This is a genomic window from Marinobacter sp. F4206, assembly GCF_019392195.1.
Lineage (GTDB): Bacteria > Pseudomonadota > Gammaproteobacteria > Pseudomonadales > Oleiphilaceae > Marinobacter.
Map to the genome: position 1 here is coordinate 2,175,443 of NZ_JAHXKI010000002.1, position 24,830 is coordinate 2,200,272.

Sequence of the window (24,830 nt, forward strand, 5' to 3'; positions counted from 1 at the left end):
GACGCAAATGACAATAATTATCACTACCTTTATTGTCGTTAGTGAGAAAAGACTATGTACGTGTGCCTTTGCCACGGGGTCACTGACCGGGAAATTCGCGAAGCCGCCGAGAATGGTGTCAGCTCCATGCGCCAGCTTGGCAAGGAAATGGGGGTCGGCCGGCAGTGTGGTCGCTGTGCCAGTACTGCGCGCGAGATCCTGAGGGAGTCTTCCACTCCGGATTACCTGTCGTTGGCCAACCTGCTGGCCCAGCCGGCCTAGGTGAACCGTTCACCTGGGCTGTCCGCACCAGGCTGGCTTTCCCTGCCGGCTTTGGATGCGAATCTTTCCCGCCTGCAATTTTTTATTGAGCTATAACCGGCTATCCTTGAAAGCGGATTCAATACCTCACAAGGGAGCCACGCTATGAAAGGCGATAAGAAGGTTATTCAGTATCTTAACAAGGTCCTCGCCAACGAGCTGACCGCCATCAACCAGTACTTTCTTCATTCCCGCATGTACAAGGACTGGGGTATTACCAAGCTGGCTGCCAAGGAATACGAGGAATCCATCGACGAGATGAAGCACGCCGATCAGCTGATCGAGCGCATCCTGTTTCTCGAGGGCCTGCCGAACCTGCAGGACCTCAACAAGCTGCTGATCGGCGAAAATGTCGAGGAAATGATCTCCTGTGACCTCAAGCTGGAGCAGACCGCCCACGTTGATCTGAAGGAAGCGGTGGCCTACTGCGAGCAGGTTCAGGATTACGGCAGTCGCCAGCTGTTCCGCAGCATTCTCGACAGTGAAGAGGAACACATCGACTGGCTGGAAACCCAGCTCGAACTGATTTCCCAGATGGGCATCCAGAATTACATCCAGCTTCAATCAGCTGCCGCGGAGTAAAACCAGACAATGGACCTGTCCTGTTTTAAAGCCTATGACCTGCGCGGTCGGGTTCCGGATCAGTTGAATCCGACCCTGGCAGAGCGCATTGGCCGTGCCTATGTCGAAATCACCGGTGCCAAGAAGGTCATCGTCGGATACGACATCCGGCTGTCGAGCCCGGACATCGCTGAGGCCCTGAGTTCTGGCCTGATGGCGGCCGGCGCGGATGTCTTCGACATCGGCCTTTGCGGCACCGAGATGGTGTATTTTGCCACCAGCCACTACGGCATGGACGGCGGCATCATGGTCACCGCCAGTCATAACCCGAAAGACCACAACGGCATGAAGATGGTGGGCCCCGAATCCCGTCCCATCAGTTCCGACAACGGGCTGAATGACATTCGGGACCGGGTGTTGGAACCCTTCGCCGACGCCCCCGAACAGGGGCGCTACGAGCCATTGGAGGCGATGAGTGCCTACATCGACCATCTGCTTGGGTATGTGGATGCGGGGTCACTCAAACCCATGACCATCGTTGCCAATGCCGGCAATGGCGGCGCCGGTCTGGTGATCGATGAACTGGAGCAGCATCTGCCATTCGAGTTCGTCAAAATCCACCACCAGCCGGACGGTCATTTCCCCAACGGCGTGCCCAACCCGATCCTGCCGGAAAACCGTACGGTCACCGCCGAGGCTGTGGTGGAGGAAGGCGCAGCCATGGGCATTGCCTGGGACGGCGATTACGACCGCTGTTTCTTCTTCGACGAAAACGGTCGCTTTATCGAGGGTTACTACATTGTTGGCCTGCTGGCGGACCAGTTCCTGCGCAAGACCGGCGGCGGCAAGGTGATTCACGACCCGCGCCTGACCTGGAACACCCTGGATCTGGTCGCCGCCGCTGGTGGCGAAGCCATCGAGAGCAAAACCGGGCACGCCTTCATCAAGCAGCGCATGCGTGACGAAGACGCCGTCTACGGCGGCGAAATGAGTGCCCACCATTACTTCCGGGACTTCGCCTACTGCGACAGCGGCATGATTCCCTGGTTGCTGGTGGCGGAGCGGTTGTCCCAGTCCGGCCAGACCCTGTCATCACTGATCGATGCCCGCATCGAAGCCTACCCGGCCAGCGGTGAAATCAACCGCACGATTGCCGATCCCCCCAAGGTAATCGCCGCGATCGAGGCGAAGTACGGCGTTGGTGCGAAAAGCGTCAGCCACGTGGACGGCGTAAGCATTGAGTTCGACGACTGGCGTTTCAACCTCCGGATGTCCAACACCGAACCGGTTGTCCGCCTGAACGTGGAATCACGGGGTGATATCCCGCTGATGGAAGCAAAGACCAAAGAGTTGCTGGAAGAGATGGAACGCTTGAATCAGTGACGGTTCTCCCCGAAGTCCGGGGAGAGTGGCCGGAATGGTATTGCTGAAACTGTGCGGAGCCATGGATGGCGGAGCTCAAGCGTTACATGGATGTACTTGAGCGGGTTTCAGCAATACCATTCTGGCTGCTCGACCTCCCGCCGATCGTCGATGCGGTGGTTCAAAGCCAGTCGTTCAGCATAATCCCGATACCAAACCGCTCAATCCGGTGATTGTAGTCAATCAGACTCTCGCCATACCCGTTGTAGTACTGGAAAAAGCCCATAACCGTATCCCCCATCGGAAAGCTGTACCCGAACTCCACCGACGTCTTGTTGTCCGAGCGCAGATTGTTCCTGACATTCAGGGAAAAAGTGCGATCCTCGCTCAGTTTGTACACCGTCGTATAGTTTGCATGCCCCAGGTAACGCTCAATGTCGGCATTGTCGTCCTCACTGTTTTCCGGAATGCGGTACCAGGGCTGGACGATGAACAGCCAGCGATCGTAGCTGTAGGCGGCTGAGGCGATGATCCGGTTCCAGCTGCGGGACCGGGGTTCTGACTGGCCGTTGGACTGGTGGTTGAAGCCAATCGTCAGCGGGTTCAGGGTGCCTTTGCCGATCTTGAAGTTGCTCTGGTAGCGCATGAAGATTTCGGGTTCGTAGTTGGTCTCCCGGAATGGCGCGGAATCGTCCCGGTTGTACACCTGCCAGAACGATTTCTGGGTGTAGCCGAACCAGAGCGTAGTGCGGTCATCCAGCATGCCCGTCAACAGTGGCACCTTGAAACTGATCTGGTATTTCGCCTCTTCCCGCTCCAGATCGTAGTCGTAGGTACTGACACCAAGCCTGGGGCTGGTGGGGGTGGAGTTCGGATCCTTCACCCAGGTAATAGGCAGGATGTAGGTCGGGCGATAGCCAACAAAAGTCCCGGAGAAGGAAAACACCGCTTTTTCCGCCGCAAGGTACTGGTCAACGATGGTGTCCATCACGCCTTCGTCACTGTCGGCGGCCATTTCCTGCGCCTTGGCCTCCCGGGTGGGCAGGGTTTTGTTCGCTTCCTCTTCCACTTCCTCGATCCGTTCGGGCTGTGCCTGCTCTCGGGACATGTTCGGATCCAGAATCCGGTCATAACAGGCGAGCCGGCGGACCCCGTTCTCAATCAGGGCGCACTCCTCTGGGGTGAGCTTCCGGGTGCTGTCATCCGGAATCTCAGTTTCCTGTGCGTCGGTCATGCCCGAGGCCAGGGTCAGGCCGAAAACCGTCGAAACGATCAGCTGTGCGCGCATGTGCGGGACCTCAGGTGGCGTTCAGGCTCAACCAGGTGTTGGCGACGCCATATACCCAGACTCCGATCAGGGTAGTGGCCAGCAGCGCGAATATCACCTTGTGGCGGAACCGGTTGGCGGCCTCCGCTGCTGCCACCCAGCGCAGGTACATCAACCCGATAAAGCTGAGAAAGACACCCAGGCTGGCCGCCGCCGGCACCAGCAGCCAGACGGCGTTGAGCGTGTTGCCGTCGGCGGTCTGGCTGGAGAACCAGCCCATGGATGCCAGCAAGATGGCCAGGGCCGAAAATTCCGCAATCAGCAGGGGCTTACGTAATGGATGTGGCGTGGGAGCGTCGGGTGGTGACATTCTTAGGTTCCTGAAGTCCTGGGTGATCAGCGTTTCCATGGTAACCGGAATCGTGCCAAAACGCTGTTTGGCTTACGAAATGGCAATTAACCTGGCTCAGATCAAGCGCTGATTTGGCCGTTTGGTTTTTTTGCCAGGGTTCAGTCGCTATAATGCGGGCACTGAAGATTATAACGCTCTAATGCGAGGTGCATTGTGAAGATGAAGAGAGTCCTGGCTGTCGTGTTGCTTGGCTTCGGTGTTGCTGCCGGTGCCGTGATGGCAAGTGTTGAAGATGAAATCCAGTCACGTATCGCACCAGTAGGCGAAGTGTGTCTTGAAGGTGACGAGTGTGGTGCTGCCGCCGCGCCGACCGAGACTGCCAGCTCTGGCCCGCGTCCTGGCCCCGAAGTGTATGACGCGGTCTGCATGGCCTGCCACACCACCGGCGCAGCCGGGGCGCCCAAGATTGGCGATGCTTCCGCCTGGGCACCGCGCATTGATAAAGGGATGGAGACGCTCGTCAACCACGCGGTTAACGGCTTTAATGCCATGCCGGCCAAAGGTGGATGTGCCAGCTGTCCGGACGAGGAAATTGCTAACGCCGTGGAGCACATGGTTTCGCAAAGCCAGTAAAGCCTGCTGTGTTGAAAGCAAAAGCCCCCGCATTGCGGGGGCTTTTTTGTAGGTGGAGTGATGATTCAGTTGCCCAAATCGCCCAGCAATGCGCTGAGCGTAGCCTTGCCTTTCTTCTGGTTGGCTTCGACGTCCAGGTCGCCCTGGCCTTCCCATTTCAGGTCTTCCTCCGGCAGTTCGTCCAGAAACCGGCTGGGAATGGTTTCGATCTTCTCCCCGTACTGTTTCCGGGCAGCGGCGTAGGTCAGGGTCAGGGTTTCCCGGGCGCGGGTGATGCCCACGTACATCAGCCGTCGCTCTTCTTCGATGTTGCCTTCCTCAATGCTGCTTCGGTGCGGCAGGATTTCTTCCTCCAGCCCCATGATGAAGACGTGGGGGAACTCGAGGCCCTTGGAGGCGTGCAGGGTCAGTAGCTGGACCTTGTCGCTGTCGTCTTCCTCTTCCCGCTGCTCCATCATATCCCGCAGGATGAGCTTGGTGATGGCGTCCTCGATGCCCAGCTCGTCCGCTGTGCCCTTGCCGTCATCGAGCATGCGCTGGATCGACTCCACCAGGTACCAGATATTCTCCATCCGGCGCTCCGCCTGCTTGGGCGTGCCAGAATGCTGGTGCAGCCACTCCTCGTATTCGATATCAGTGAACAGTTGCTTGATGACGGGGATCGGGTTTTCGCTGTGCAGGCGCTCGCAGGTCGCATCGACCCAGTGAGCAAACCGGCGCAGGCGGTCCAGACCCTTCTCGGTGACGTGGGTTTCCGCGCCCATGTCCCCGAGTGCCTTGAACAGGCTGACGTCGCGGGCGCGGGCGTAGTGGCTCAGCTGCTCCAGGGTGCGCGGGCCGATTTCCCGGCGCGGCACATTGACCACCCGCAGAAAGGCGGCGTTGTCGTCCGGATTAATCAGCAGGCGCAGGTAGGACATGGCGTCCTTGATCTCGTTCTTGGAGAAGAATGACTGGCCCCCCGAGATTCGGTAGGGGATCTGATAGGTCTGCAGCTTCATCTCCAACAGGCGAGCCTGGTGGTTGCCCCGGTACAGTACGGCGAAATCGCGGAACTCCAGGCCCTGTTTCAGCTTCTGGTCGAGGATTTCGGTGGCCACCCGGTCGGTTTCGGAATCCTCGTTCCGACAACGAATGATGCGTAACTCCTCGCCAATGGTGTGGTCACTCCACAGCGCCTTCTCGAACACGTGGGGGTTATTGGCGATTACAGTGTTGGCACTGCGCAGGATGCGGCCGGTGGAGCGGTAATTCTGCTCCAGTTTGACGATCCTGAGGCTGGGGAAGTCTTCCTTCAGCTGCGCCAGGTTTTCCGGCCTGGCCCCGCGCCAGGCATAGATGGACTGGTCATCGTCGCCGACCACGGTAAAGGCAGCGCGCTCGGCCACTAGCAGCTTCACCAGTTCGTACTGGCAAACGTTGGTGTCCTGGTATTCATCCACCAGCATGTAGCGAATCTTTCGACGCCACTTGGCCAGAATGTCCGGATGAGTGCGAAAGAGCTGCACCGGCAGCAGGATCAAGTCGTCGAAGTCGACCGCGTTGTAGGCTTTCAGGTATTCATTGTATTTGCCGTAGACCAGGGCAATGCGCTGTTCCCGTTCGTCGGCGGCCTTGCTGAGGGCTTCGGCCGGCCCTCGCATGGCGTTTTTCCAGGACGAAATGGTCATCTGGACATCATTGAGTTCATCACCCGCCTCCGTGCTGCCTTCCCGGAGCATCAGGTCCTGCAGCAGCGCCTTGGCGTCTTCGGCGTCAAAGATGGAAAAACCGGGGTGGTAGCCCAGGTGGGTGTGCTCTTCCCGGATCATGTTCAGGCCGAGGTTGTGAAACGTGGAGACGATCAGACCCCGGGTGAGCTTGCGGTCGACAATTCGGCCTACCCGCTCTTTCATTTCCCGGGCGGCTTTGTTGGTGAAGGTCAGGGCAGCGATATGTCGGCCAGGAATGCCAAGTTGCTCAATCAGATAGGCAATTTTCCGGGTGATGACACTGGTTTTGCCACTGCCCGCACCGGCGAGGACGAGCAGGGGGCCGTCAGCGTAGCGAACCGCTTCACTTTGTCGGGGGTTGAGCTTGTTCACAAATAAAAGGCCAGAATGGGACAAAAAGGGAGTTTCGGACGTTTGGACTATTCTACACCAGCGTACCTTTCTGTACCTTGATGAACTATCGACTATCCTAGGTAGAACGGATTTGGTCGTTCACGCATAAATGGATTCTGCTTAATGACATTGCCACTGGAGACGATCAGGCCAACCCAGCTGCGTCTATTGGTTCTTGTTCCGGATTATTCGGATTTTCTGTGGCTCACCGATTTTCTGTCCCGCGATTCTGAATTCGACCCCGATGCCACCTGGTGCCCGGATCTCATCGATTGCGACGATCTGATCCGCAACGCGAGTTTCGATGTCATTGTCTGGGATTGTGTATTCCACGGTGGGTCAGAATCCGCCTTTCTTCAGTACCTTGCGGTTGCCAGCAACGAGAAGCCGGTACTGGCGCTGAGCGCCGAGCCGGCCGACGAACGGGCGTCGGAGCTGCTCGCTGCCGGCGCCGGGGACTACCTGAGCCGGCAAACACTCGATCACTGGGGCCTTCGCCGGGCGGTCAGGGGCCTCTGGTATCGGGGGCAATTGGCCGAATCGGCTCATGGCCAGCTGGGTCGCGATGTCGCTACCGGCTTCATCAACCGGGATCTGTTTTTTGACCGCCTGCAGCAATCGTTGCTGCGGGCGGAGCGGGGCGGCCAGCGCCTGGCCCTGCTGCATCTCAACATCGATGACTTCCGCAGTATCAATGAATCGTTCGGCTACCAGAAAAGCGACCAGTTGATGATGAAGCTGGCGGAGCGCCTGCGCCAAACGCTTCGCAGGGTCGATTCGCTGATGCGGATTGGCGGCGATGAGTTGGCTATCATCGTCGAAAAGGTGGAAGACTCTCTGGATATTACCCAAATCATCCGCAAAGTGGTCACCATGTTGGATGAGCCGGTAACCATTGACGGTCAGGCCATCGGGGTGAACGCCAGTCTGGGGGTCGCCACCTACCCCGAGGCCGGAGACAGCGCCGAGAACCTCTTGCGGCGGGCCAATCGCGCCATGTTCGAAGCCAAGCGCGATCCCGGTACCAGTTACCGCTTTTACGATCGCCAGTTGCACATTTCGGCCGGTTACCAGCTCAGGCTCGAGGCCGATCTTCGCAGTGCGCTCCGGGGCCGTGAGCTGGAGCTCTACTATCAGCCGCGTATTGACCTGGCCACGGAAGAGGTTCGTGGGGTGGAATGCCTGTTGCGATGGAACCATCCGGAGCGGGGGCTGGTCGGGCCGGATGAATTTATCCCGGTGGCGGAGCGCAGCGGACTGATCGTCCCGATTGGTTACTGGGTGATCGAGCAGGCCTGCAAACGGCTTCAGGAATCGGCGGAACTGGGTTTCCCGGGGCTGGTGTTTGCGGTCAACCTGTCGTTTCGCCAGTTTCACGACCGCAAGATGACGGAAACCATTTTCCGGATCATCTTCAATGCCAACGTCGATACCAGCCTGCTGGAGCTGGAGCTGACAGAGAGCGCCATGATGCACGACCCCGAGTATGCCCAGCGTTGCCTGCGCGAGCTTAATCAGCTCGGCATCAGCTTTGCACTCGATGATTTCGGCACCGGTTTCTCGTCACTCAGCAACCTCCAGCATCTGCCCATTTCCCTGGTCAAGATCGACAAGTCCTTCGTTCAGGACTTGGGACAGTCGGCTGACGCGGAACACATCATCCGGGCCATCATCAGTCTGGCTCACAGCCTCCAGATCAGTGTGGTTGCCGAGGGCGTGGAAACCGAGGGACAACTGGAGTTTCTACGCCAGCAGCATTGCGATGAGATTCAGGGCTACTATTATGCCCGGCCCATGCCCTGGAACGACCTTGTTCAATTCCTGCGCAGCCGCGGACAGTCTGCTTGCCTGCAGCGATAAGCCGCTGTACCTTTCCCTCTTTAATTCGATACCAATCTTATTTTCACAGAGGTTGCATGAACAGTATCTCCCGGCGCATAGCCGAAGAACTCGGCGTACGTGAGCAACAGGTCAACGCCACCGTCGAACTGCTTGACGAGGGCGCAACCGTTCCGTTTATCGCCCGCTACCGGAAAGAGGTCACCGGTTCGCTGGACGACAGTCAACTGCGCAACCTGGAAGAGCGGCTGCGCTATCTGCGCGAGTTGGAAGACCGCCGGTCCACCATCCTCAACAGCATCGAGGAACAGGGCAAGCTGACCGATGAGTTGCGTGACAGCATCAATAGCGCCGGCACCAAGAATCGCCTGGAAGATCTCTACCTGCCGTACAAGCCAAAGCGTCGCACCAAGGCTCAGATCGCCCGGGAGGCTGGCCTGGAACCGCTGGCGGATGCCCTTTACGACGATCCTACACTGGAGCCGGAGGCGACAGCGCAGGGTTACCTCAACACGGAGGCCGGGGTGGAAGATACCAAGGCGGCTCTGGATGGTGCCCGCTACATTCTGATGGAGCGGTTCGCCGAGGATGCGGAACTGCTGGGCAGCCTGCGCGATTTCATCTGGCAGCAGGGGCAGCTCAAAGTAACGGTGATTGAAGGCAAGGAGAACGAAGGCGCCAAATTCCGGGATTACTTTGATCACGTCGAGCCGCTGAAGAAAGTGCCTTCGCACCGGGCCCTGGCCATTCTCCGAGGCCGGAACGAAGGCATTCTGGCCTATACCCTGGTGGTGGGCGACACCGAGGATGACCGGCGTCAACCGCACCCGGCCGAGCAGCGCATTGCCGCCCACTGGAACATCCGGGATAACGGCCGCGCGGCCGACAAATGGCTCTCGGAAGTGGTGCGCTGGACCTGGCGGGTGAAACTCTCCACCCAGATTGAAACCGACCTGATGGCTCAGGTGCGCGAAGCCGCCGAAACCGAGGCGATTAATGTGTTCGCTGCCAATCTGAAAGATCTGCTGCTGTTGGCGCCGGCCGGGCCCCGGCCCACCCTTGGTCTCGATCCCGGTTTGCGGACCGGGGTAAAAGTGGCAGTGATCGATGGTACCAGCCAGGTGGTGGGTCATGGTGCGATTTACCCCCACGCCCCCAAGAACCAGTGGGACCAGTCCATCGAGCAACTGGCGAAATGGTGTCGTGACTACAAGATCGAGCTGGTCGCCATTGGCAACGGCACCGCGTCCCGGGAAACCGAGAAACTGGTCGCCGACCTTTGCAAGCGTTACCCGGAATTGAAGCTGGCGCGCATCGTGGTCAGCGAGTCCGGGGCTTCGATCTATTCCGCCTCGGAATTCGCCTCCCGGGAATTGCCGGACCTGGACGTCACCATCCGGGGGGCCGTCTCTATTGCCCGCCGTCTGCAGGATCCGCTGGCGGAACTGGTGAAGATCGAGCCCAAATCCATCGGGGTGGGGCAGTACCAGCACGACGTCTCCCAGGTCCAGCTGTCCCGCAGCCTGGATGCAGTGGTGGAGGATTGCGTGAACGGCGTGGGCGTGGACCTGAATACCGCGTCCGTCCCCCTGCTGTCCCGGGTTTCCGGCCTGAACCAGAGCATTGCCCAGAATATTGTCGATTTTCGAAACCTGAACGGCATGTTCAATAACCGCAAGCAGCTGTTGAAGGTCTCCCGCCTGGGTGATCGTACCTTTGAACAGGCCGCCGGCTTCCTGCGTATTGCCGGTGGCGACAACCCGCTCGATCGCTCCTCGGTCCATCCGGAGGCCTACGGGGTGGTCGAGGCCATTGCCGCCAAGAACAACCGCAAGGTTGACGATATTGTTGGCGATTCGGCGTTCCTGCGCGGTCTGAATCCAAAAGACTATGTAACAGAACAGTTTGGTTTGCCGACTATCAAGGACATCATCTCCGAACTGGAAAAGCCGGGGCGGGATCCGCGTCCGGAATTCCGCTTTGCCAGCTTCGAAGAGGGGGTGGAAACCCTGAGCGATCTGGAACCGGGTATGATGCTGGAAGGTTCAGTCACCAACGTCACCAATTTCGGCGCCTTTGTGGACATCGGGGTTCACCAGGATGGGCTGGTGCACATTTCCGCGCTGTCGCATACTTTCGTCAAGGACCCGCGGGAAGTGGTAAAGGCCGGAGACATCGTCAAGGTCAAGGTCATGGAGGTGGACATCCCCCGTAAACGGATCGCCCTGTCCATGCGTATGGATGACCAGCCCGGTGAGAAGAATGACGGCAAGTCTGCCGGCTCAGGCCGTGGCCGTGGCCGTGCCGAGCCAAAGTCCGGCAATCGGAATTCGCGTCAGTCCGGTGGTGGACAAAAACAGCAGCAGGGCGCCATGGCGGGCGCACTGGCCCAGGCTCTGGCCTCGGCCCGCAAGGATAGCCGCTAACCGGTTTTCTAACTATCCACCAGCCGGCATCGCTCACGAGGCAGCGCCGGCTGCAGCAGGAGTTCACCATGGCTGATTTCCGCCATTCCGTTTTTCGCCAGTTCGCCGCCAGAGACTGGCGCGGCTTTCTGAAAGGGGTTGAGAAGGAAGGTCTGCGGGTTGACCGCAACGGCTTCATAGCCCAGACACCGCATCCGGAGGCGCTTGGCTCAGCCCTGACCCATCCGCGTATCACCACGGATTACTCCGAAGCCCTGCTGGAGCTGATTACGCCGGTGTGCCGCAGCACCGAAGAAATGCTGCAATCCCTGCGCAATACCCACCGGTTCGTGCAGCAGAATCTCGGGGACGAAGTGTTCTGGGCGGCCAGCATGCCCTGCGAACTGGATGGCGACGCCAGCATCCCCATTGCCGAGTACGGTACATCCAATATTGGTCGCCTCAAACACGTCTACCGCCAGGGACTGGCGGTTCGCTACGGCCGTATGATGCAGAGCATCGCCGGTGCCCATTACAACCTGTCGCTGCCAGACAGCTTCTGGCAGACCTGGCAGGCCGCCCTGGGTAACGGTCAGAGCCTGAAAGACTTCAAGTCCGACGAGTATTTCTGGCTGATTCGCAATTTCCGCCGCCGGAGCTGGTTGCTGATGTTGCTGTTCGGGGCATCCCCGGCGCTGGATGCCAGTTTCGTCGCCGGCGTCAGTCATGACCTCAGCCGGTTCGATGACCGGACCTGGTTTGGCGAGAATGCGACGTCTCTGCGGATGGGCGATCTGGGTTACCACAACAACGCCCAGGCGTCGCTCAACATCTGTTTCAATGAGCTGAGCACCTATACCCAAACCCTGGATCGGGCGATTCACACCCCCTGGCCCGCCTACGAAAAGATCGGCACCCGCCGGGGCGACGAGTTCATCCAGATCAACACCAGCGTGCTCCAGATCGAGAACGAGTATTACAGCGCCGTTCGTCCGAAACGGACCGCCGAGCGCGAGGAAAAGCCGATCCAGGCTCTGGAGGCCCGTGGTGTGGAATACATCGAGGTACGCTGCCTGGACCTGGACCCGTTCTCACCGGTCGGGGTCAACGAGTCCCAGATCGACTTCCTCGACCTGTTCCTGCTGGACTGTCTGCTGACCGACAGTCCACGCATTGGTGACGCCGAGTGCGAGCGCCTGGACGACAACTACAAGGATGTGGTCGCCAAAGGGCGCAGTCGTGAACTCAACCTGTGCCGGGGCGGAACCCGGGTGCCGGTGGGCGATGCGGCCGCCGAGGTGTTCGATCAGCTTGAGCCCCTGGCGGATCTGCTGGACAGCTGGACTGGCGGCGAAACCTACCGCAAGGCCCTGGCCACACAGCGCCAAAAACTGCCTGACAACGACGCCTGGCCTGTGCCGTCTGCCTCGGTGGTGGATGCCATGCAGGAGTCTGGCCTTGGCCACCGTGAGTGGGTCATGGAACAATCACGTCAGCATCAGCAAGCCCTGCGCGAGGAAGGCCTGGAAGCCGATGTGCTTGCTGCGTTCAGGACCATGACGACGGAGTCTCTGGCCGAGCAAAAGGCGATGGAAGAGGCCGAGAATCAGTCGTTTGGCGATTTCCTTGAGCAGTACCTGAAGTCCTGACCGCCGATTTCACACCCCATTCGGACCTGACTCACAGAATCTGAACAAAAGTTTGTCAGGCTCCGGAGCGACTGTTAGCTTTTGTTACAACAGGGGCAAGGAGGAGTCGTCATGGCAAGGGATATGAAGCTCGGCTGGGACGTGGAAGCGCTGAACAAGGCATACCGCCAGGGGTACATGGCGGCCTCCATGGGCATGGATAAGAGCCGCTGCCCCTATCGGGGTGAGGTGGTCATCGCGGCCTGGGAGGCCGGTTGGGATGATGCCGATCAGGTCGTGCAACAGGACCGGACCGGCGGCGACGACCTGTTTTCCAGGATTGCCTGAGGCCGGACAGTCGGCCCGCCCCTACTTCTGCACGACAAATTCGGTAAACAGCACGCCCGTAATGCTTTCCCCGGTCTGCTGCTCTTCCAGTACCTGGTTGATCCGGGTTTTCGCTTCTTCCCGCAGGGCCTGCTGGCCCGACATGTCCGTTAATTGGTCCGTGTCGGTCTGCTCGCCAAACAGCATCACCAGCTCGTGGCGCAGACGAGGCATGTGGGCCTCGATCGCAGGCCGGGCTCCGTTGCTGGCCACTCTCAGGCTCACCGACGCCTTAAGGTAGGTGACCTTGTTGCCGGGCTTGCCAACGTGTGTCACGAACGGCGGGTCCATGGCGATGTAATCGGTAATGCCCGACTCCTCGACAACGTCCTCTTCCTCGGGTTCTTCGGCATACAGCGGCGCGGCGGCAAATGAGCATAGGAAAAACAACAAGGTCAGAACGGGTTTTGGCTGAAGTCTCATAGGCTTGAAGTTGCTAATGGTTTAGGGTTTAGTGGCGATTCAACAGTGACGTCGCCGTTCGGACCGAGAATAGCAGGCCCGGTGCGTGGATGCAGTTTCAATTGATCAATCCGAGGTGTTCTTTTTGACAAGCAGATGGGTGTTCGGGCTAATTTTTTTGGTGTGCGCCGGATTACTGGGCGTGGCCTTCTACATGGAACATGTGATGGGGCTGGAACCCTGTCCGTTGTGCTGGCTCCAGCGTTTCGGGTTCATGGGCGCCGGACTGGTCAGTCTGCTGGCAGCGCTGCACGGTCCTTCCGGGTTTGGTGTTCGCATCTACGGTTTGTTCCTTGCCCTGACCGCCGGTGCGGGACTGGGCGTGGCAGGTCGGCAGCTCTGGCTGCAGAGTCTGCCCGCGGACCAGGTGCCCGCGTGTGGCCCTTCAGTGGACTACATGCTGGAAGTGTTGCCGTTTTTCGAGGTGCTTTCGACAGCCCTGAAAGGCACCGGTGATTGCGCAGAAGTGGTGTGGCGTTTCCTGGGGCTGAGCATTCCGGGCTGGACCGCAGTGTTCTTCAGCCTTCTGGTCATTACCGGGTTGGTGTTGCTGTTTCGGCAGCCAAAACCAAGAAACTGGATTGCCGGCTGAAACGGTTGCGGCGGACCGCAGGCATGGGGTAAGTTGAAATCCACCTGACAAAAATCGAGACCGAGACAGCAGATCCGGATTATCAAGCGGAGAACAGGCGCCATGTTGGAAAATTGCCGAAATGCCAGGGAACGTTGGGGCGGCGTCAGCGAACTTATTGATCGCTGGCTTAAAGAGCGTCAGGAGTTGCTCGTTCACTACTGTGAACTGTCCGGGGAAAACGATTTCTCCCAGACCGAGGCCCTGAAAGAAAAGTTCGTGCGTCTGTGTGAAGTTCTGGTGGATTATGTGTCCACCGGGCATTTCGAGATCTATGAACAGCTGGTTCGTGAGGCCCGCGAGTTCAACGATGGTGGTCTGGAGTTGGCAGCGAAAGTCTATCCGCGAATCGAGCAGACCACTGAAGTGGCGCTGAACTTCAACGATCGATTGGACGGTCGGGAACTCTCTGAGCAGGATATCAAGGCCCTGTTCGGCGAACTGTCGAAGCTGGGCGAAACTCTGGAAAGCCGATTCGAGATGGAGGATTTCCTGATCGAGCATTTGCACAATGTGCATGCCGGCAAGGTGGCGTCCGCCTGATCAAGCATCAGGGCAAAAAAAAGCCTCAGTACCGGGAGCCGGACTGAGGCTTTTTTGATGGCTCTGGCTTATTCCGAATCAGTGCCTTCGTCTGCCTGCGGGTTGATAGCCAGCAGTTCAACGTCGAACACCAGTGTCTCATTCGGGCCGATGGCGCGGTTGCCGCCCGGGCCATAGGCCAGATCGGCCGGAATGTAGAGCTTGTAACGAGCGCCTTCGCTCATCAGCTGCAGACCTTCGGTCCAGCCCGGGATCACCTGGTTCAGAGCGAAGGTAACCGGCTCGCCACGTTCGCGGGAGCTGTCGAAGACTTCGCCCGACAGCAGTTCGCCCGTGTAGTGGACCTGTACGGTGTCAGTGGCACCGGGCTTGTCGCCAGAGCCTTCTTCGAGGATCTCAAACTGCAGGCCAGAGTCGGTGGTCTCCACGTCCTCCCGGTTGGCGTTTTCCGCCAGGAACGCTTCGCCGGCCTCTTTGTTCTTCTGGGCCAGTTCTTCCATCTGTTGTGACTGCTTCTGCTGCATTTCCTGCTGGTAGGTCATCAGCGCCTGCTGAATTTCCTCACGGCTCATGCGCTGGACCTCCTCATCGCCGGCGTGGCCGTGCTGGATGCCCTGAAGGAACTGGTCCATCTGCAGGTCCGGAAGGTCATTGCTCATACGCTCACCGAGCACCAGCCCCATGCCGTAGCTGACTTTCTGGTCGGTGGATTCCAGTTTCGGGTCTTCCGGGGTTTCCGGCGGGGTTGAACAGCCGGCGACGATGCCGGTCATCGCCAGTGCAAGCAGTGTTTTTTTCATTGCTTCATCCTTTAACGTATGTGCAGGGGCGCTTGCCCCGAAAGGTGTATGTCAGAACGCAGAAGGTAACGGGTTCTGCCGGCAGTTGCCACTGAACATGTGTTAAGAAACTGGACGGTTCCGCTCAGCTGCCATTGCTGCCGGCGGTCGGACCCAAAGAGAAGGGGGCGCTGTAGGGCGACTGCCAGTCGGTCTCCGGATCCGAGACCCGGTTGCGAGACAGCTCCTTGTCCGGGCGCTCAATGGCCAGGGTATTCCACGGACCATGCTCGGGAGGCTGATCCGCGTAATGCCAGCTGCCGTCCGTATCCTGCCATTTGAACACGATATCGGGCCCGTCGGTGGTTGTCGGAGACGGAACCAGGCCCTCGAAGGCCGGGATTTCCGGCTGGGTTTCGTCGGCGACCGGTTCCGACACCTGTTCGGGATCACTGAGGCCGAAGAATATCAGCAGCAGCAACAGGCCGAGAGCCGGGAACGAGAGCCGGATAAGCCATTTCATCATCATGGCTGGGGTTCTCCCTTGGAGACGTCGGCCAGTGCACTGGCCAGTGTATTCAGTAGAGGCTCCGCACTCCGGGCTTGTGCCGTTGTGGGGGCGGCGGCCTCAAGATTCGCATGAATCAACTGTTCGCGTCCGTGCATATCGCCGGTTTTCGGATTATTTGTCATCAGTGTCTGCCAGGCCAGTGCCAGTTCGATGCGTTCTGCGTCCAGCTCGAGGCCGGCGACGCCACTTCGCAGGTTGTTCAGGTCGGCACTTGCTTTTGGTAGCAATTTCCGCACGGTGCGCAAGGCACCGGTTACATGATTGCGCCACTCTGTTAACGTAGCGTCCTCTGTGCCGGTGTACCTTCCGCCATTCAGCGCCAGCCACGCGGCACACAGGATGCGGGTGACGCTCCAGCCCTGTGTTTGTAGCGCCAGGCAGCTTTCCTGTACACCTGGTTTTTGCCAGAAGATGAGGGCAAAACGCCACAGCGGGTTGTCTGGTTCCAATTGTTCTGGAATTTTCAGGTTTTCTGCCGGTATTTCCGTGTGGCTTTGTGGTGAACCCGGCATGACGACCAAGCCTTCTCTGACAACGATACGTTGATAAAATGAATTCATGTTAACGATAACCGATCTCAGTTTACAACGGGGCGGCGTCTGGTTGCTACAGTCCGTCGACCTCACTGTTCAGCCTGGCCAGCGTGTGGCTATTGTCGGCGCCAATGGCGCCGGAAAATCCAGCCTGTTCCAGCTGTTACTGGGCCAGTTGGCACCGGAGCAGGGCAGCGTTTCGCTGCCGGGCGGCTGCCGGATTGCGCATATGGCTCAGGAAGTGGAAGCGTCCGGGCGCAGTGCCCGGGACTTTGTCCTCGACGGTGATCTTGATCTTCGACGCCTGGAATCCGAGCTGGCCGACGCCGAAGCTCGTGGCGACGACCATGCCCAGGCCCGCATTCATGGCGAGCTCGATGTTCACGAGGCCTGGTCTGCCTCTCGCCGGGCTGAGGCTCTGTTGCGAGGTCTCGGGTTTTCGGACCAGGATGTGGAGCGTCCGGTGTCGGCGTTTTCCGGTGGCTGGCGCATCCGCCTGAATCTTGCCCAGGCGTTGATGCGGCCGTCGGATCTGCTGTTGCTGGATGAGCCGACCAACCACCTGGACCTGGACGCCTGCCTGTGGCTGGAGAACTGGCTCCGTCGCTATCCGGGCACCCTGTTGTTCATCTCCCATGACCGGGACTTCATGGATCGGGTTGCCACGCATGTGGTGCACTTCGACCGGCGCCAGCTCGAGCTCTATACCGGCAACTACACGGCGTTCGAGGGTCAGCGCAGCGAGCGGCTGGCTCAGCAGCAGGCGGGTTTTGAACGCCAGCAGGCCCGGATTGCTGAAATCCAGCGCTTTATCGACCGATTCAAGGCGAAAGCAACCAAGGCCCGCCAGGCCCAGAGCCGCGTTAAAGCCCTGGAGCGTATGGAGCGCATCGCGCCAGCGCACATCGACTCTCCGTTCAGTTTCGAATTTCCGGTAGCGGACAAGGTTTCCAACCCACTGCTTTCGATTCGCAACGGTCGGGCCGGCCATGGCGCCGTTCCGATTCTTGATGGCATCAACCTTACCCTGTTGCCAGGCAGTCGAATTGGCCTTTTGGGCCCAAATGGGGCAGGCAAGTCCACCTTGATGGATAGCCTTCGGGGCGAGGATACCCTGCTGGCTGGCGAACGGACCTGCGGAGAGCACCTGGCCATTGGTTATTTTGCCCAGCACCAGCTCGAATCCCTGGATCTGGATGCGAGCCCCTTCCTGCACCTGCAACGACTGGCACCGAAAGCCTCCGAGCAGAGCATTCGCAATTTTCTGGGTGGGTTCGACTTCCATGGTGATGAGGCGTTGAGCGCGATCCGCTCGTTCTCGGGCGGGGAGAAAGCCCGGGTGGCACTGGCGGTGATTGCCTGGCAAAAGCCGAACCTGTTGCTGCTGGATGAGCCGACCAACCACCTCGACCTGGAAATGCGGCAGGCGCTCACCATGGCCCTGCAGAATTTTGACGGGGCCATCGTGGTGGTTTCTCACGATCGTCACCTGTTGCGCAACACCGTGGATGAGTTCTGGCTGGTCAATGACGGTAAGGTGACGGAATACCAGGGCGATCTGGAAGATTACGAGCGTTGGCTGGCCGACCGTCGCAAAGACGAGAGTGAGCCTCCCCGGCGGCAGAGTGATAAAGATCAGGCGGCAGCACCGGGCCAGCCGGATGCTGCCGTTGGCGAGAGTGCGGATGACCGGAAAGCGCGAAAGCGGGCAGAGGCGGCTCTTCGGCAAAAACTGAGCCCTTATCGCAAGCGCCAAACGGCGCTGGAAAAGGACATGGACAGCCTGCAGCAAGCGCTGAAGGCCTTGGAGGCAGACCTTGCCAATCCGGCGCTCTATGAGGCCGACGGCAAGGCACTGCTGCAGGAGTTGCTTGGTAAACAGGCGGAGGCCAAGGGGCGTCTGGAGGATGTAGAGGCCCAATGGCTGGAAGTGAGCGAAACGGTCGAGTCCCTGGAAGCGGAATTGGCGGGCTAGGCTCTGTCAGTCCCGGGCAATGACCAGTTCGAAGTCCTGTTTGGCGAGATAGTCGCGTTCGTTTTCCAGGTCCGCCAGCGTGAGCGGACGATCATCAAGCCAGCCCTGGGCAAACTCGACCACCAGTTGGTTGTCGTCGGCGTGCAGGGTTAAGTCCGGGGGTGATTCCAGGTTGCGGGGATGCTGTATCAGCACCGCCAGGCGCACCAGTACGCAGAGATACCGTAGCCGGTTGCTGTCTTCGGGATCCAGACCCTCGAAGATGGTCGGGGAGAATTTGCGTCGGTGGCCCCGCACCAGTGTCGCCAGGTCGCGTTGGAACTGCTGGCTGAAGCCGGGCAGGTCCGAATAGCGCAGCAGATAGGCCCCGTGCTTGTGATACTGGCTGTGAGAGATGGTCAGGCCAATTTCGTGCAGCCGACAGGCCCAGCGAAGCACTTCCTCGTCGCTCAAGGTGCGCAGGCCCCAGGTGTCGGCCACCTGCTCCCAGGCCGCCACAGCGGTCGCCTCCACGGCGGCGCCATGGGCCTGGTCCACATGGTAGCGTTCCTGCAACGCCGAGATGGTGCGCTCGCGCACGTCTTCGTGGCGGATTCGGCCGGCAATGTCGTACAGCAGGCCTTCCCGCAGAGCGCCATCGGCAAACTCCATTTCGTCGATATCGAGGGACTGGAAGGCGGCCATCAGGATGGCAAAGCCGGCAGGGAAGATGCTCTGGCGGTCCGAACGCACGCCCAAATCGCCCAGTTTTTCGGTTTTGCCCATGTCCACCAGCCGCTTCCGGAGCTCCTGCATCCCGGCCCGGGTGATGGTGCCGTCGGAGATCTTCAGGGTAGCCAGTGCGCTGGCAATGGCTTTGATGGAACCGGAAGACCCGACCGTACTCTGCCATCCGACCGAGCGGAAATGCTGTCGAATGTTCAGGAGTTCCACCTCGGCGTGGGTAATCGCTTTGTCCATCTGCCGCCGGGTGATCTTGCCATCGGGGAAATAGCGGTTGCGGAACGAGACGCAGCCCATGTGCAGGCTTTCAAGCACCTGGGGCTCGAAGCGCTGGCCAATGATGAATTCTGTGCTGCCGCCGCCGATATCGATGACCAGTCGGCGACCGATATCGTCAGACAGGGTATGGGAGACGCCCAGGTAGATCAGGCGGGCTTCTTCCCGCCCGGCGATGATTTCCACCGGGTAGCCCAGAACCTCCTCGGCCCTCTCCATGAACTCCCGGGCGTTCCGTGCCACCCGGAGAGCATTGGTGCCAACAATCTGGACCGATTCCGGTGGCATGCCGTTCAGGCGTTGGGCAAACCGGCTGAGGCAGGCCAGACCGCGCTCCTGGGCCTCCGGGGTCAGGCGATTGAGCTCGTCAAGCCCGGCGCCAAGCTGAACCTTTTCCCCCATCTTTTCCAGGGTGCGGATCTCTCCGTGCACCAGTCGGGCAACGACCATGTGAAAACTGTTGGAGCCCATGTCGATGGCTGCAAGAACCTCCGATGAGGGAGCAGCGTTTTCGGCGGTGGATGCGGCCGTCACGTTGGTAGCGATCCTTTTAAGGTTGGCGTTCGCGCTACTATAAGCGAAATCCCTCAGGGCTGTCAGTAACGGACAGGCCGATCTACTGCTTCACATACTGCGGACCAATCGCGTAAAGTATGGCCTATCTCGATAAGGGTGAAAGGTGGCCGGTTCCGTGGCCGCCTTTCAGCGAAGTGAACAGCGCCCTGCAGCAGTGGAACAAACAGGCTGGCATGACGTGGGGCGCACGAATCAGGAAAAGGTAATGAGCGGAAATATCGTAAACGTAACCGACGCTTCTTTTGAGCAGGACGTACTGCAGTCCGACGTTCCCGTACTGGTTGACTACTGGGCGGAATGGTGTGGTCCCTGCAAGATGATCGCTCCGGTACTGGAAGAAATTGCCGACGAGTACGATGGCAAGCTGAAGATCTGCAAGCTGAACATCGACGAAAACGAGCAGACTCCGCCCAAGTTCAACATCCGCGGTATCCCGACCCTGATGCTGTTCAAGAACGGCAACGTGGATGCGACCAAGGTTGGCGCCCTGTCCAAGTCGCAGCTGGCGGCTTTCCTGGACAGCAATCTCTGATTGCCGGACGGTTGAGCAAAGCCGCCCCTGAGCCCAGGCTCACGGGCGGTTTTTTTATGCCTGTGACCGCGCCTTTCCCGATTATTCCCAGGCTTTACTGCGAGCGACGTCGGCTTCCTTCTGCTCCACCCAGTGTTCACCCGAATCGGTAATCTCTTTCTTCCAGAACGGTGCGGAGGTTTTCAGTGCATCCATGAGGAATTGGCAGGCTGCAAACGCATCCTCCCGGTGAGCACTGCACACCCCCACAAATACAATCTGATCCTGTAAGGCCAGGCGGCCGACCCGGTGGATGACCCGGGATTTGCGCACGTTCCAGCGTGTGGAGGCTTCCTCCATCAGCGCGCCAATCACCTGTTCGGTCATGCCCGGGTAGTGCTCCAGATAGAGCCCTGTTACGCCTTTCATGTCGCCACTGTCCCGGACCAGGCCTGTGAAGGTGGCAATCGCACCGGTTCCTGCGCCACTCTCGCGCAGGACGGCATATTCCACCACCGGGTCAAAATCCTCGGTCTGGATCGAGATCATGTCAGCCTCCGGTGACCGGCGGGAAGAATGCAACTTCATCACCGCCCTGAACGGGCGTCGAGGGTTTGGCCATCGTCTGGTTTACCGCGATCATCACGGGTTGGCTCCCCTGGAGCTGCGACCATGAACCGCCGCGGCCCGCCAGTTCGGCAAGAATTTCGCCGGTCGTCAGGCCGGGCTGCGCGGGCATGGTCAGTTGTTCCGTGTCCAGCTCCTCTCGAAGCCGGGCGAAGAAACGGACGGTGATCTTGTCAGTGGTCTCGGTGGTCATAGTCACGCCAGAAGTTCGTTAAACGAATAGAAAGTTAGCACGTCGCCGGGCTCGACCGAAGTGTTCTCCGGAACCACCGCCAGGCCATCCGCCCAGCAGGCCGAACTCAGGACCCCGGAGCTCTGGTTCGGATAGGCGGCAATACAGGCTTGGCCGTCCCTGGTCTCCCTGCGGGCCCGGACAAACTCCCGGCGGATGGAACCGGAGTCGATACGGAAGGCTGCAGGCAGGGGCTCGCCAGCAGGCTCGGTGCGAACCCGACCCTGAGACTTGCGTATGAGCGGCATGCCGATCACCAGGAACGCAACCAGCACGGCGGCCGGATTCCCGGGCAGGCCCAGTAACGGGGTCCCGTTGATATCGCCGAACGCCAAGGGTTTGCCCGGTTTGATGGCCAGGCGCCAGAGCGATAGCCCGCCGGATTCCTCGAGCACGGCACGGACATGATCCTCCTCGCCGACGGATACGCCGCCGCTGGTAATGATCAGGTCGGCGTTGTCCGCAGCCCGTTGCAGGGTCGTCCGCGTGGTCGTCCGGGTGTCTTCGAGTGATTCGCACAGGACGACCTCGCAACCCGCGTGCTCAAGCAGGCCAAGCAAGGTGAAGCGGTTGGTGTTGTAGATCTGGCCCGGCGCCAGGGGAATGCCTGGATCCACCAGTTCGTCGCCAGTGGTCAGGATGGCGACTTTCAGTTTCGCCTGAACCCGCACCCGCGCCACGCCCATGGACGCGAGCAAGCCCATTTCCTGGGGACGGATGAGCGTGCCACGAGCCAGGGCGAGGTCACCTTCTGCCAGGTCCTGGCCACGGCGTCGGATGTTCTGGCCCTCGGTGACCTCGGCCAATACCGAGATGCCGGCCTCTGAGGTTTCGACCCGTTCCTGCATGACGACCGAATCCGCACCCGGCGGAATCTCCGAGCCGGTGAAAATGCGGGCCGCGGTGCCGGGTGTTAATGGTTGGGGCGCCTCTCCGGCTGGGATCCGGGCCGAAACAGGAAGCGGGTTTCCCGATTGCAGGTCCTGTCTGCGCAGCGCATAACCGTCCACGGAGCTGTTGTCAGCGGGGGGGACGTCGGCGGGCACGGTCTGGTCTTCCGCCAGAATGCGGTTCAGGGTGTCGGCCAGGTCGGTCATTTCCGTTTCGGCAATCGCCGGGGCTCTGGCCAGCAGGTGGGTCAGGGCGTCCTCGAGCGGGGTCAGGTTGGGGCCGGCCATCGGATTTCACCTCCTTGCGGTGTTTCTGCCTGTGGTTATTAGCGTTCGGCTCGGGTGCCAATCGTCTCGTAGATCCGATGGTAGGGCAGTTCCGGCTTGCGCAACACCAGCCCGGAGAAGTTGCAGGGCGCGTGGCGACTGTCCAGTTGTGAGTTCAGGATGCCGTTCCAGCCGGTACGGCACGCGCCGGTCGAACCGGGTAGGCAGAAAATGACGGTGTGGTTGGCCAGACCACCGAAGGCCCGGGATTGGATGGTGGAGGAGCCGATTTCCGACGCCGACAGGCGACGGAATTCCTCGCCAAAACCTTCTATCTCCTTGTCGAGCAACGGTGCCACGGCCTCGGGCGTACTATCACGTTCGGAGAACCCGGTGCCGCCGGTGATGATCACGGCGTGAATTCCCTGGTCCGCAACCCAATTGGCAATCAGGGCGCGCACCAGGTAGACGTCGTCTGGCAGGATTCTTCTTGCCATCAGCTTGTGGCCGGATTCAATGACACTGTCTTCAAGGAACTGGCCAGAGGTATCCTGGTCGGGGCCGCGGGTATCTGAGACGGTCAATAGGGCTACGTTCAGGGGGGTGAATTCACCGGTGAGTTCGCTGCTCATGGAGTAGGCTCCGTAGAATGGCTGAGGGCTATGGTTATCAGTATCCGTATGACCGGCGATGAATGGAAGAGGGGAGCCTCTCATTGGCGGGTGCGTGGCCGATTGCCTGCCCCGGATCGCGAAGGTCGATGAAATTGGTGTTAATTTGGGCAGTGTACTTGACATTCGCCAGTCAGGTGGCCGATGATCCCTTTTGCCCGGCGAACGGTTGTTCCCACTCTCTGGCTTCAGTACTTTTAATTCCGGACTCCATCTTCAACCGGTTGCTCCATCTGGCCAGCATCAAGTTCAACGACTTTAATTATTGTTCAATCCGTTCAGGGGCACCCCTGTCATCCCATTACTCGTTTACTTCCATTCCTGAAAATCCAACAAACTATGAATCTTACTGAACTCAAGCAGAAATCCATGCCCGAATTGCTCGATATTGCGCAAGAGATGGGCCTCGATAACCTGGCTCGTTCGCGCAAGCAGGATGTGATCTTCACAATCTTGAAGAAGCATGCCAAGAGCGGCGAAGACATCTACGGTGACGGCGTTCTGGAAATTCTGCAGGACGGTTTCGGCTTCCTCCGTTCCGCCGACGCTTCCTACCTGGCCGGCCCCGATGACATATACGTGTCGCCGAGCCAGATCCGTCGGTTCAACCTCCGTACCGGTGACACCATAGCCGGCAAGATCCGCCCGCCGAAGGATGGTGAGCGCTATTTTGCCCTGTTGAAAGTTAATGAGATTAACTTCGACAAACCGGACAATGCTCGCAATAAAATTCTGTTTGAAAACCTCACGCCGCTGTTTCCGCAAGAGCGGTTGATGCTCGAGGCCGGAAACGGTAGTACCGAGGATCTGTCGTCCCGGGTACTGGATCTGGTGGCGCCCATCGGCAAGGGCCAGCGTGGCCTGATCGTCTCCCCGCCCAAGGCCGGTAAGACGCTGTTGATGCAGAGTATCGCTCAGTCCATTACTCGCAATAATCCTGAGTGCCACGTGATGGTACTGCTGATTGACGAGCGGCCTGAAGAAGTGACCGAAATGCAGCGCACGGTGCGCGGCGAGGTGATCGCCTCCACCTTTGACGAGCCGCCGGCCCGTCACGTTCAGGTCGCGGAAATGGTAATCGAGAAGGCCAAACGTCTGGTTGAGCACAAGAAGGATGTGGTGATCCTACTGGATTCCATCACTCGTCTGGCTCGGGCCTACAACACTGTTATCCCGTCCTCAGGTAAGGTCCTGACCGGTGGTGTGGATGCCCACGCCCTGGAGAAGCCGAAGCGTTTCTTTGGTGCGGCCCGTAATGTAGAGGAGGGCGGCAGCCTGACCATCCTCGCGACGGCACTGGTGAACACTGGCTCCAAGATGGACGAGGTGATTTACGAGGAGTTCAAGGGCACCGGTAATATGGAAGTGCACCTGGACCGCAAGATCGCCGAGAAGCGGACTTACCCGGCCATCAACATCCGCAGTTCCGGCACCCGTCGTGAAGACCTGTTGATGAGTGAGGCCGATATCCAGCGAGTCTGGATCCTGCGCAAGCTGCTGCACTCCATGGACGACGACACCGGGGCTATCGAGTTCCTGCTGGACAAGCTCAAGGACACGAAGACCAACGACGAGTTCTTCCAGTCGATGAAGCGTCGCTGATTGTCCTGCCTGGAGGCGGATGCGACTGCGCGTCCGTCTCTGGGCCAGTCCGTGCCGAATAGGTTCGCGACACCAACTTCATCCCCGCTCTGCACGCAGCAAAGACATCCGATAGCCTGCCA

The 24,830-nt window shown here is 59.4% G+C and carries 25 protein-coding genes; 13 read left to right on the forward strand and 12 right to left on the reverse strand.

Annotated features, from left to right (window positions below):
• Window positions 1–54 precede the first annotated feature (54 nt).
• The 3 genes from KZO34_RS12285 to KZO34_RS12295 all read left to right on the forward strand — a co-directional run bounded on the left by KZO34_RS12285 (window position 55) and on the right by KZO34_RS12295 (window position 2,244).
• Window positions 55–261: a bacterioferritin-associated ferredoxin gene (locus KZO34_RS12285; protein ID WP_219476821.1), complete on the forward strand. Its 207-nt coding sequence runs from the start codon at window positions 55–57 to the stop codon at window positions 259–261.
• 144 nt (window positions 262–405) lie between these two features.
• Window positions 406–882 carry a bacterioferritin gene (bfr, locus tag KZO34_RS12290; RefSeq protein WP_219476823.1) on the forward strand — a complete coding sequence of 159 codons (477 nt, stop codon included), beginning with the start codon at window positions 406–408 and terminating at the stop codon, window positions 880–882.
• A 9-nt stretch (window positions 883–891) separates the two neighbouring features.
• Complete coding sequence (locus KZO34_RS12295) at window positions 892–2,244, forward strand: phosphohexomutase domain-containing protein (protein ID WP_219476825.1); 1,353 nt, start codon at window positions 892–894, stop codon at window positions 2,242–2,244.
• Window positions 2,245–2,404: 160 nt separating this feature from the next.
• Here KZO34_RS12295 and KZO34_RS12300 read toward each other — a convergent pair whose 3' ends face one another.
• Both KZO34_RS12300 and KZO34_RS12305 read right to left on the reverse strand, forming a co-directional pair.
• Entirely contained in the window at window positions 2,405–3,511 is a 1,107-nt protein-coding gene (locus tag KZO34_RS12300; protein ID WP_374706522.1) for a phospholipase A, read from the reverse strand.
• 10 nt (window positions 3,512–3,521) lie between these two features.
• Complete coding sequence (locus tag KZO34_RS12305; protein WP_219476827.1) at window positions 3,522–3,860, reverse strand: hypothetical protein; 339 nt, start codon at window positions 3,858–3,860, stop codon at window positions 3,522–3,524.
• A gap of 201 nt (window positions 3,861–4,061) precedes the next feature.
• Here KZO34_RS12305 and KZO34_RS12310 point away from each other — a divergent pair, with 201 nt between their 5' ends.
• Window positions 4,062–4,475 carry a c-type cytochrome gene (locus tag KZO34_RS12310; RefSeq protein WP_219476829.1) on the forward strand — a complete coding sequence of 138 codons (414 nt, stop codon included), beginning with the start codon at window positions 4,062–4,064 and terminating at the stop codon, window positions 4,473–4,475.
• 65 nt (window positions 4,476–4,540) lie between these two features.
• Here the strand turns inward: KZO34_RS12310 and rep are convergent, their stop codons facing one another.
• Window positions 4,541–6,559 (reverse strand): DNA helicase Rep, encoded by a 2,019-nt coding sequence (gene rep, locus KZO34_RS12315; protein ID WP_219476831.1) that lies wholly within the window; start codon window positions 6,557–6,559, stop codon window positions 4,541–4,543.
• Window positions 6,560–6,703: 144 nt separating this feature from the next.
• On the opposite strand from rep, the gene KZO34_RS12320 reads away from it, so the two are divergent.
• From KZO34_RS12320 to rmf, 4 genes are all read left to right on the forward strand, one after another.
• Window positions 6,704–8,440 (forward strand): putative bifunctional diguanylate cyclase/phosphodiesterase, encoded by a 1,737-nt coding sequence (locus KZO34_RS12320; protein ID WP_219476832.1) that lies wholly within the window; start codon window positions 6,704–6,706, stop codon window positions 8,438–8,440.
• 56 nt (window positions 8,441–8,496) lie between these two features.
• Window positions 8,497–10,845, forward strand: coding sequence for a Tex family protein (locus tag KZO34_RS12325; RefSeq protein ID WP_219476835.1), 2,349 nt, complete (start codon window positions 8,497–8,499; stop codon window positions 10,843–10,845).
• 68 nt (window positions 10,846–10,913) lie between these two features.
• Entirely contained in the window at window positions 10,914–12,473 is a 1,560-nt protein-coding gene (gene gshA, locus KZO34_RS12330) for a glutamate--cysteine ligase (RefSeq protein ID WP_219476837.1), read from the forward strand.
• Window positions 12,474–12,584: 111 nt separating this feature from the next.
• The gene (rmf, locus tag KZO34_RS12335; protein ID WP_219476839.1) at window positions 12,585–12,800 is read left to right on the forward strand and encodes a ribosome modulation factor; all 216 of its coding nucleotides are present in this window, start codon (window positions 12,585–12,587) and stop codon (window positions 12,798–12,800) included.
• A 21-nt stretch (window positions 12,801–12,821) separates the two neighbouring features.
• Here the strand turns inward: rmf and KZO34_RS12340 are convergent, their stop codons facing one another.
• Window positions 12,822–13,262: a flagellar basal body-associated FliL family protein gene (locus KZO34_RS12340; protein WP_219476841.1), complete on the reverse strand. Its 441-nt coding sequence runs from the start codon at window positions 13,260–13,262 to the stop codon at window positions 12,822–12,824.
• 124 nt (window positions 13,263–13,386) lie between these two features.
• On the opposite strand from KZO34_RS12340, the gene KZO34_RS12345 reads away from it, so the two are divergent.
• Together KZO34_RS12345 and rsd are read left to right on the forward strand one after the other, a co-directional pair.
• A complete protein-coding gene (locus tag KZO34_RS12345; RefSeq protein WP_219476843.1) occupies window positions 13,387–13,893 on the forward strand; it encodes a disulfide bond formation protein B in 507 nt (168 codons plus the stop codon).
• Window positions 13,894–13,995: 102 nt separating this feature from the next.
• On the forward strand, window positions 13,996–14,475 hold the full coding sequence (rsd, locus tag KZO34_RS12350) for a sigma D regulator (protein ID WP_219476845.1): 480 nt from the start codon (window positions 13,996–13,998) through the stop codon (window positions 14,473–14,475).
• A 68-nt stretch (window positions 14,476–14,543) separates the two neighbouring features.
• Here rsd and KZO34_RS12355 read toward each other — a convergent pair whose 3' ends face one another.
• The 3 genes from KZO34_RS12355 to KZO34_RS12365 form a co-directional block, all read right to left on the reverse strand.
• On the reverse strand, window positions 14,544–15,275 hold the full coding sequence (locus KZO34_RS12355) for an FKBP-type peptidyl-prolyl cis-trans isomerase (RefSeq protein WP_219476848.1): 732 nt from the start codon (window positions 15,273–15,275) through the stop codon (window positions 14,544–14,546).
• A 124-nt stretch (window positions 15,276–15,399) separates the two neighbouring features.
• Window positions 15,400–15,783, reverse strand: coding sequence for a DUF4124 domain-containing protein (locus KZO34_RS12360; protein WP_219476850.1), 384 nt, complete (start codon window positions 15,781–15,783; stop codon window positions 15,400–15,402).
• Window positions 15,780–16,385 (reverse strand): TIGR02444 family protein, encoded by a 606-nt coding sequence (locus tag KZO34_RS12365; protein ID WP_257900272.1) that lies wholly within the window; start codon window positions 16,383–16,385, stop codon window positions 15,780–15,782. The genes KZO34_RS12360 and KZO34_RS12365 overlap by 4 nt, the downstream gene beginning before the upstream one ends.
• Between KZO34_RS12365 and KZO34_RS12370 the strand changes: the two genes are divergently transcribed.
• Window positions 16,384–18,333: an ATP-binding cassette domain-containing protein gene (locus KZO34_RS12370; RefSeq protein WP_219476851.1), complete on the forward strand. Its 1,950-nt coding sequence runs from the start codon at window positions 16,384–16,386 to the stop codon at window positions 18,331–18,333. The two genes, KZO34_RS12365 and KZO34_RS12370, sit on opposite strands and share 2 nt — an antisense overlap.
• Before the next feature lie 6 nt (window positions 18,334–18,339).
• Here the strand turns inward: KZO34_RS12370 and ppx are convergent, their stop codons facing one another.
• Window positions 18,340–19,866: an exopolyphosphatase gene (gene ppx, locus KZO34_RS12375; RefSeq protein WP_308318812.1), complete on the reverse strand. Its 1,527-nt coding sequence runs from the start codon at window positions 19,864–19,866 to the stop codon at window positions 18,340–18,342.
• A 247-nt stretch (window positions 19,867–20,113) separates the two neighbouring features.
• Here ppx and trxA point away from each other — a divergent pair, with 247 nt between their 5' ends.
• A complete protein-coding gene (trxA, locus tag KZO34_RS12380) occupies window positions 20,114–20,440 on the forward strand; it encodes a thioredoxin TrxA (protein ID WP_012139190.1) in 327 nt (108 codons plus the stop codon).
• Between the two features lie 81 nt (window positions 20,441–20,521).
• Here the strand turns inward: trxA and KZO34_RS12385 are convergent, their stop codons facing one another.
• From KZO34_RS12385 to moaB, 4 genes are read right to left on the reverse strand one after another with little or no spacing between them, the layout of a single operon-like run.
• Window positions 20,522–20,968, reverse strand: coding sequence for a molybdenum cofactor biosynthesis protein MoaE (locus KZO34_RS12385; protein ID WP_219476853.1), 447 nt, complete (start codon window positions 20,966–20,968; stop codon window positions 20,522–20,524).
• A gap of 1 nt (window position 20,969) precedes the next feature.
• Window positions 20,970–21,239, reverse strand: a complete 270-nt coding sequence (moaD, locus tag KZO34_RS12390) for a molybdopterin converting factor subunit 1 (protein WP_219476855.1) — start codon at window positions 21,237–21,239, stop codon at window positions 20,970–20,972.
• A 2-nt stretch (window positions 21,240–21,241) separates the two neighbouring features.
• The gene (locus KZO34_RS12395; RefSeq protein WP_219476857.1) at window positions 21,242–22,456 is read right to left on the reverse strand and encodes a molybdopterin molybdotransferase MoeA; all 1,215 of its coding nucleotides are present in this window, start codon (window positions 22,454–22,456) and stop codon (window positions 21,242–21,244) included.
• Window positions 22,457–22,494: 38 nt separating this feature from the next.
• Entirely contained in the window at window positions 22,495–23,067 is a 573-nt protein-coding gene (moaB, locus tag KZO34_RS12400) for a molybdenum cofactor biosynthesis protein B (RefSeq protein ID WP_219476859.1), read from the reverse strand.
• 378 nt (window positions 23,068–23,445) lie between these two features.
• Between moaB and rho the strand changes: the two genes are divergently transcribed.
• Window positions 23,446–24,708 (forward strand): transcription termination factor Rho, encoded by a 1,263-nt coding sequence (rho, locus tag KZO34_RS12405; RefSeq protein ID WP_219476861.1) that lies wholly within the window; start codon window positions 23,446–23,448, stop codon window positions 24,706–24,708.
• The last annotated feature ends 122 nt before the right edge of the window (window positions 24,709–24,830 follow it).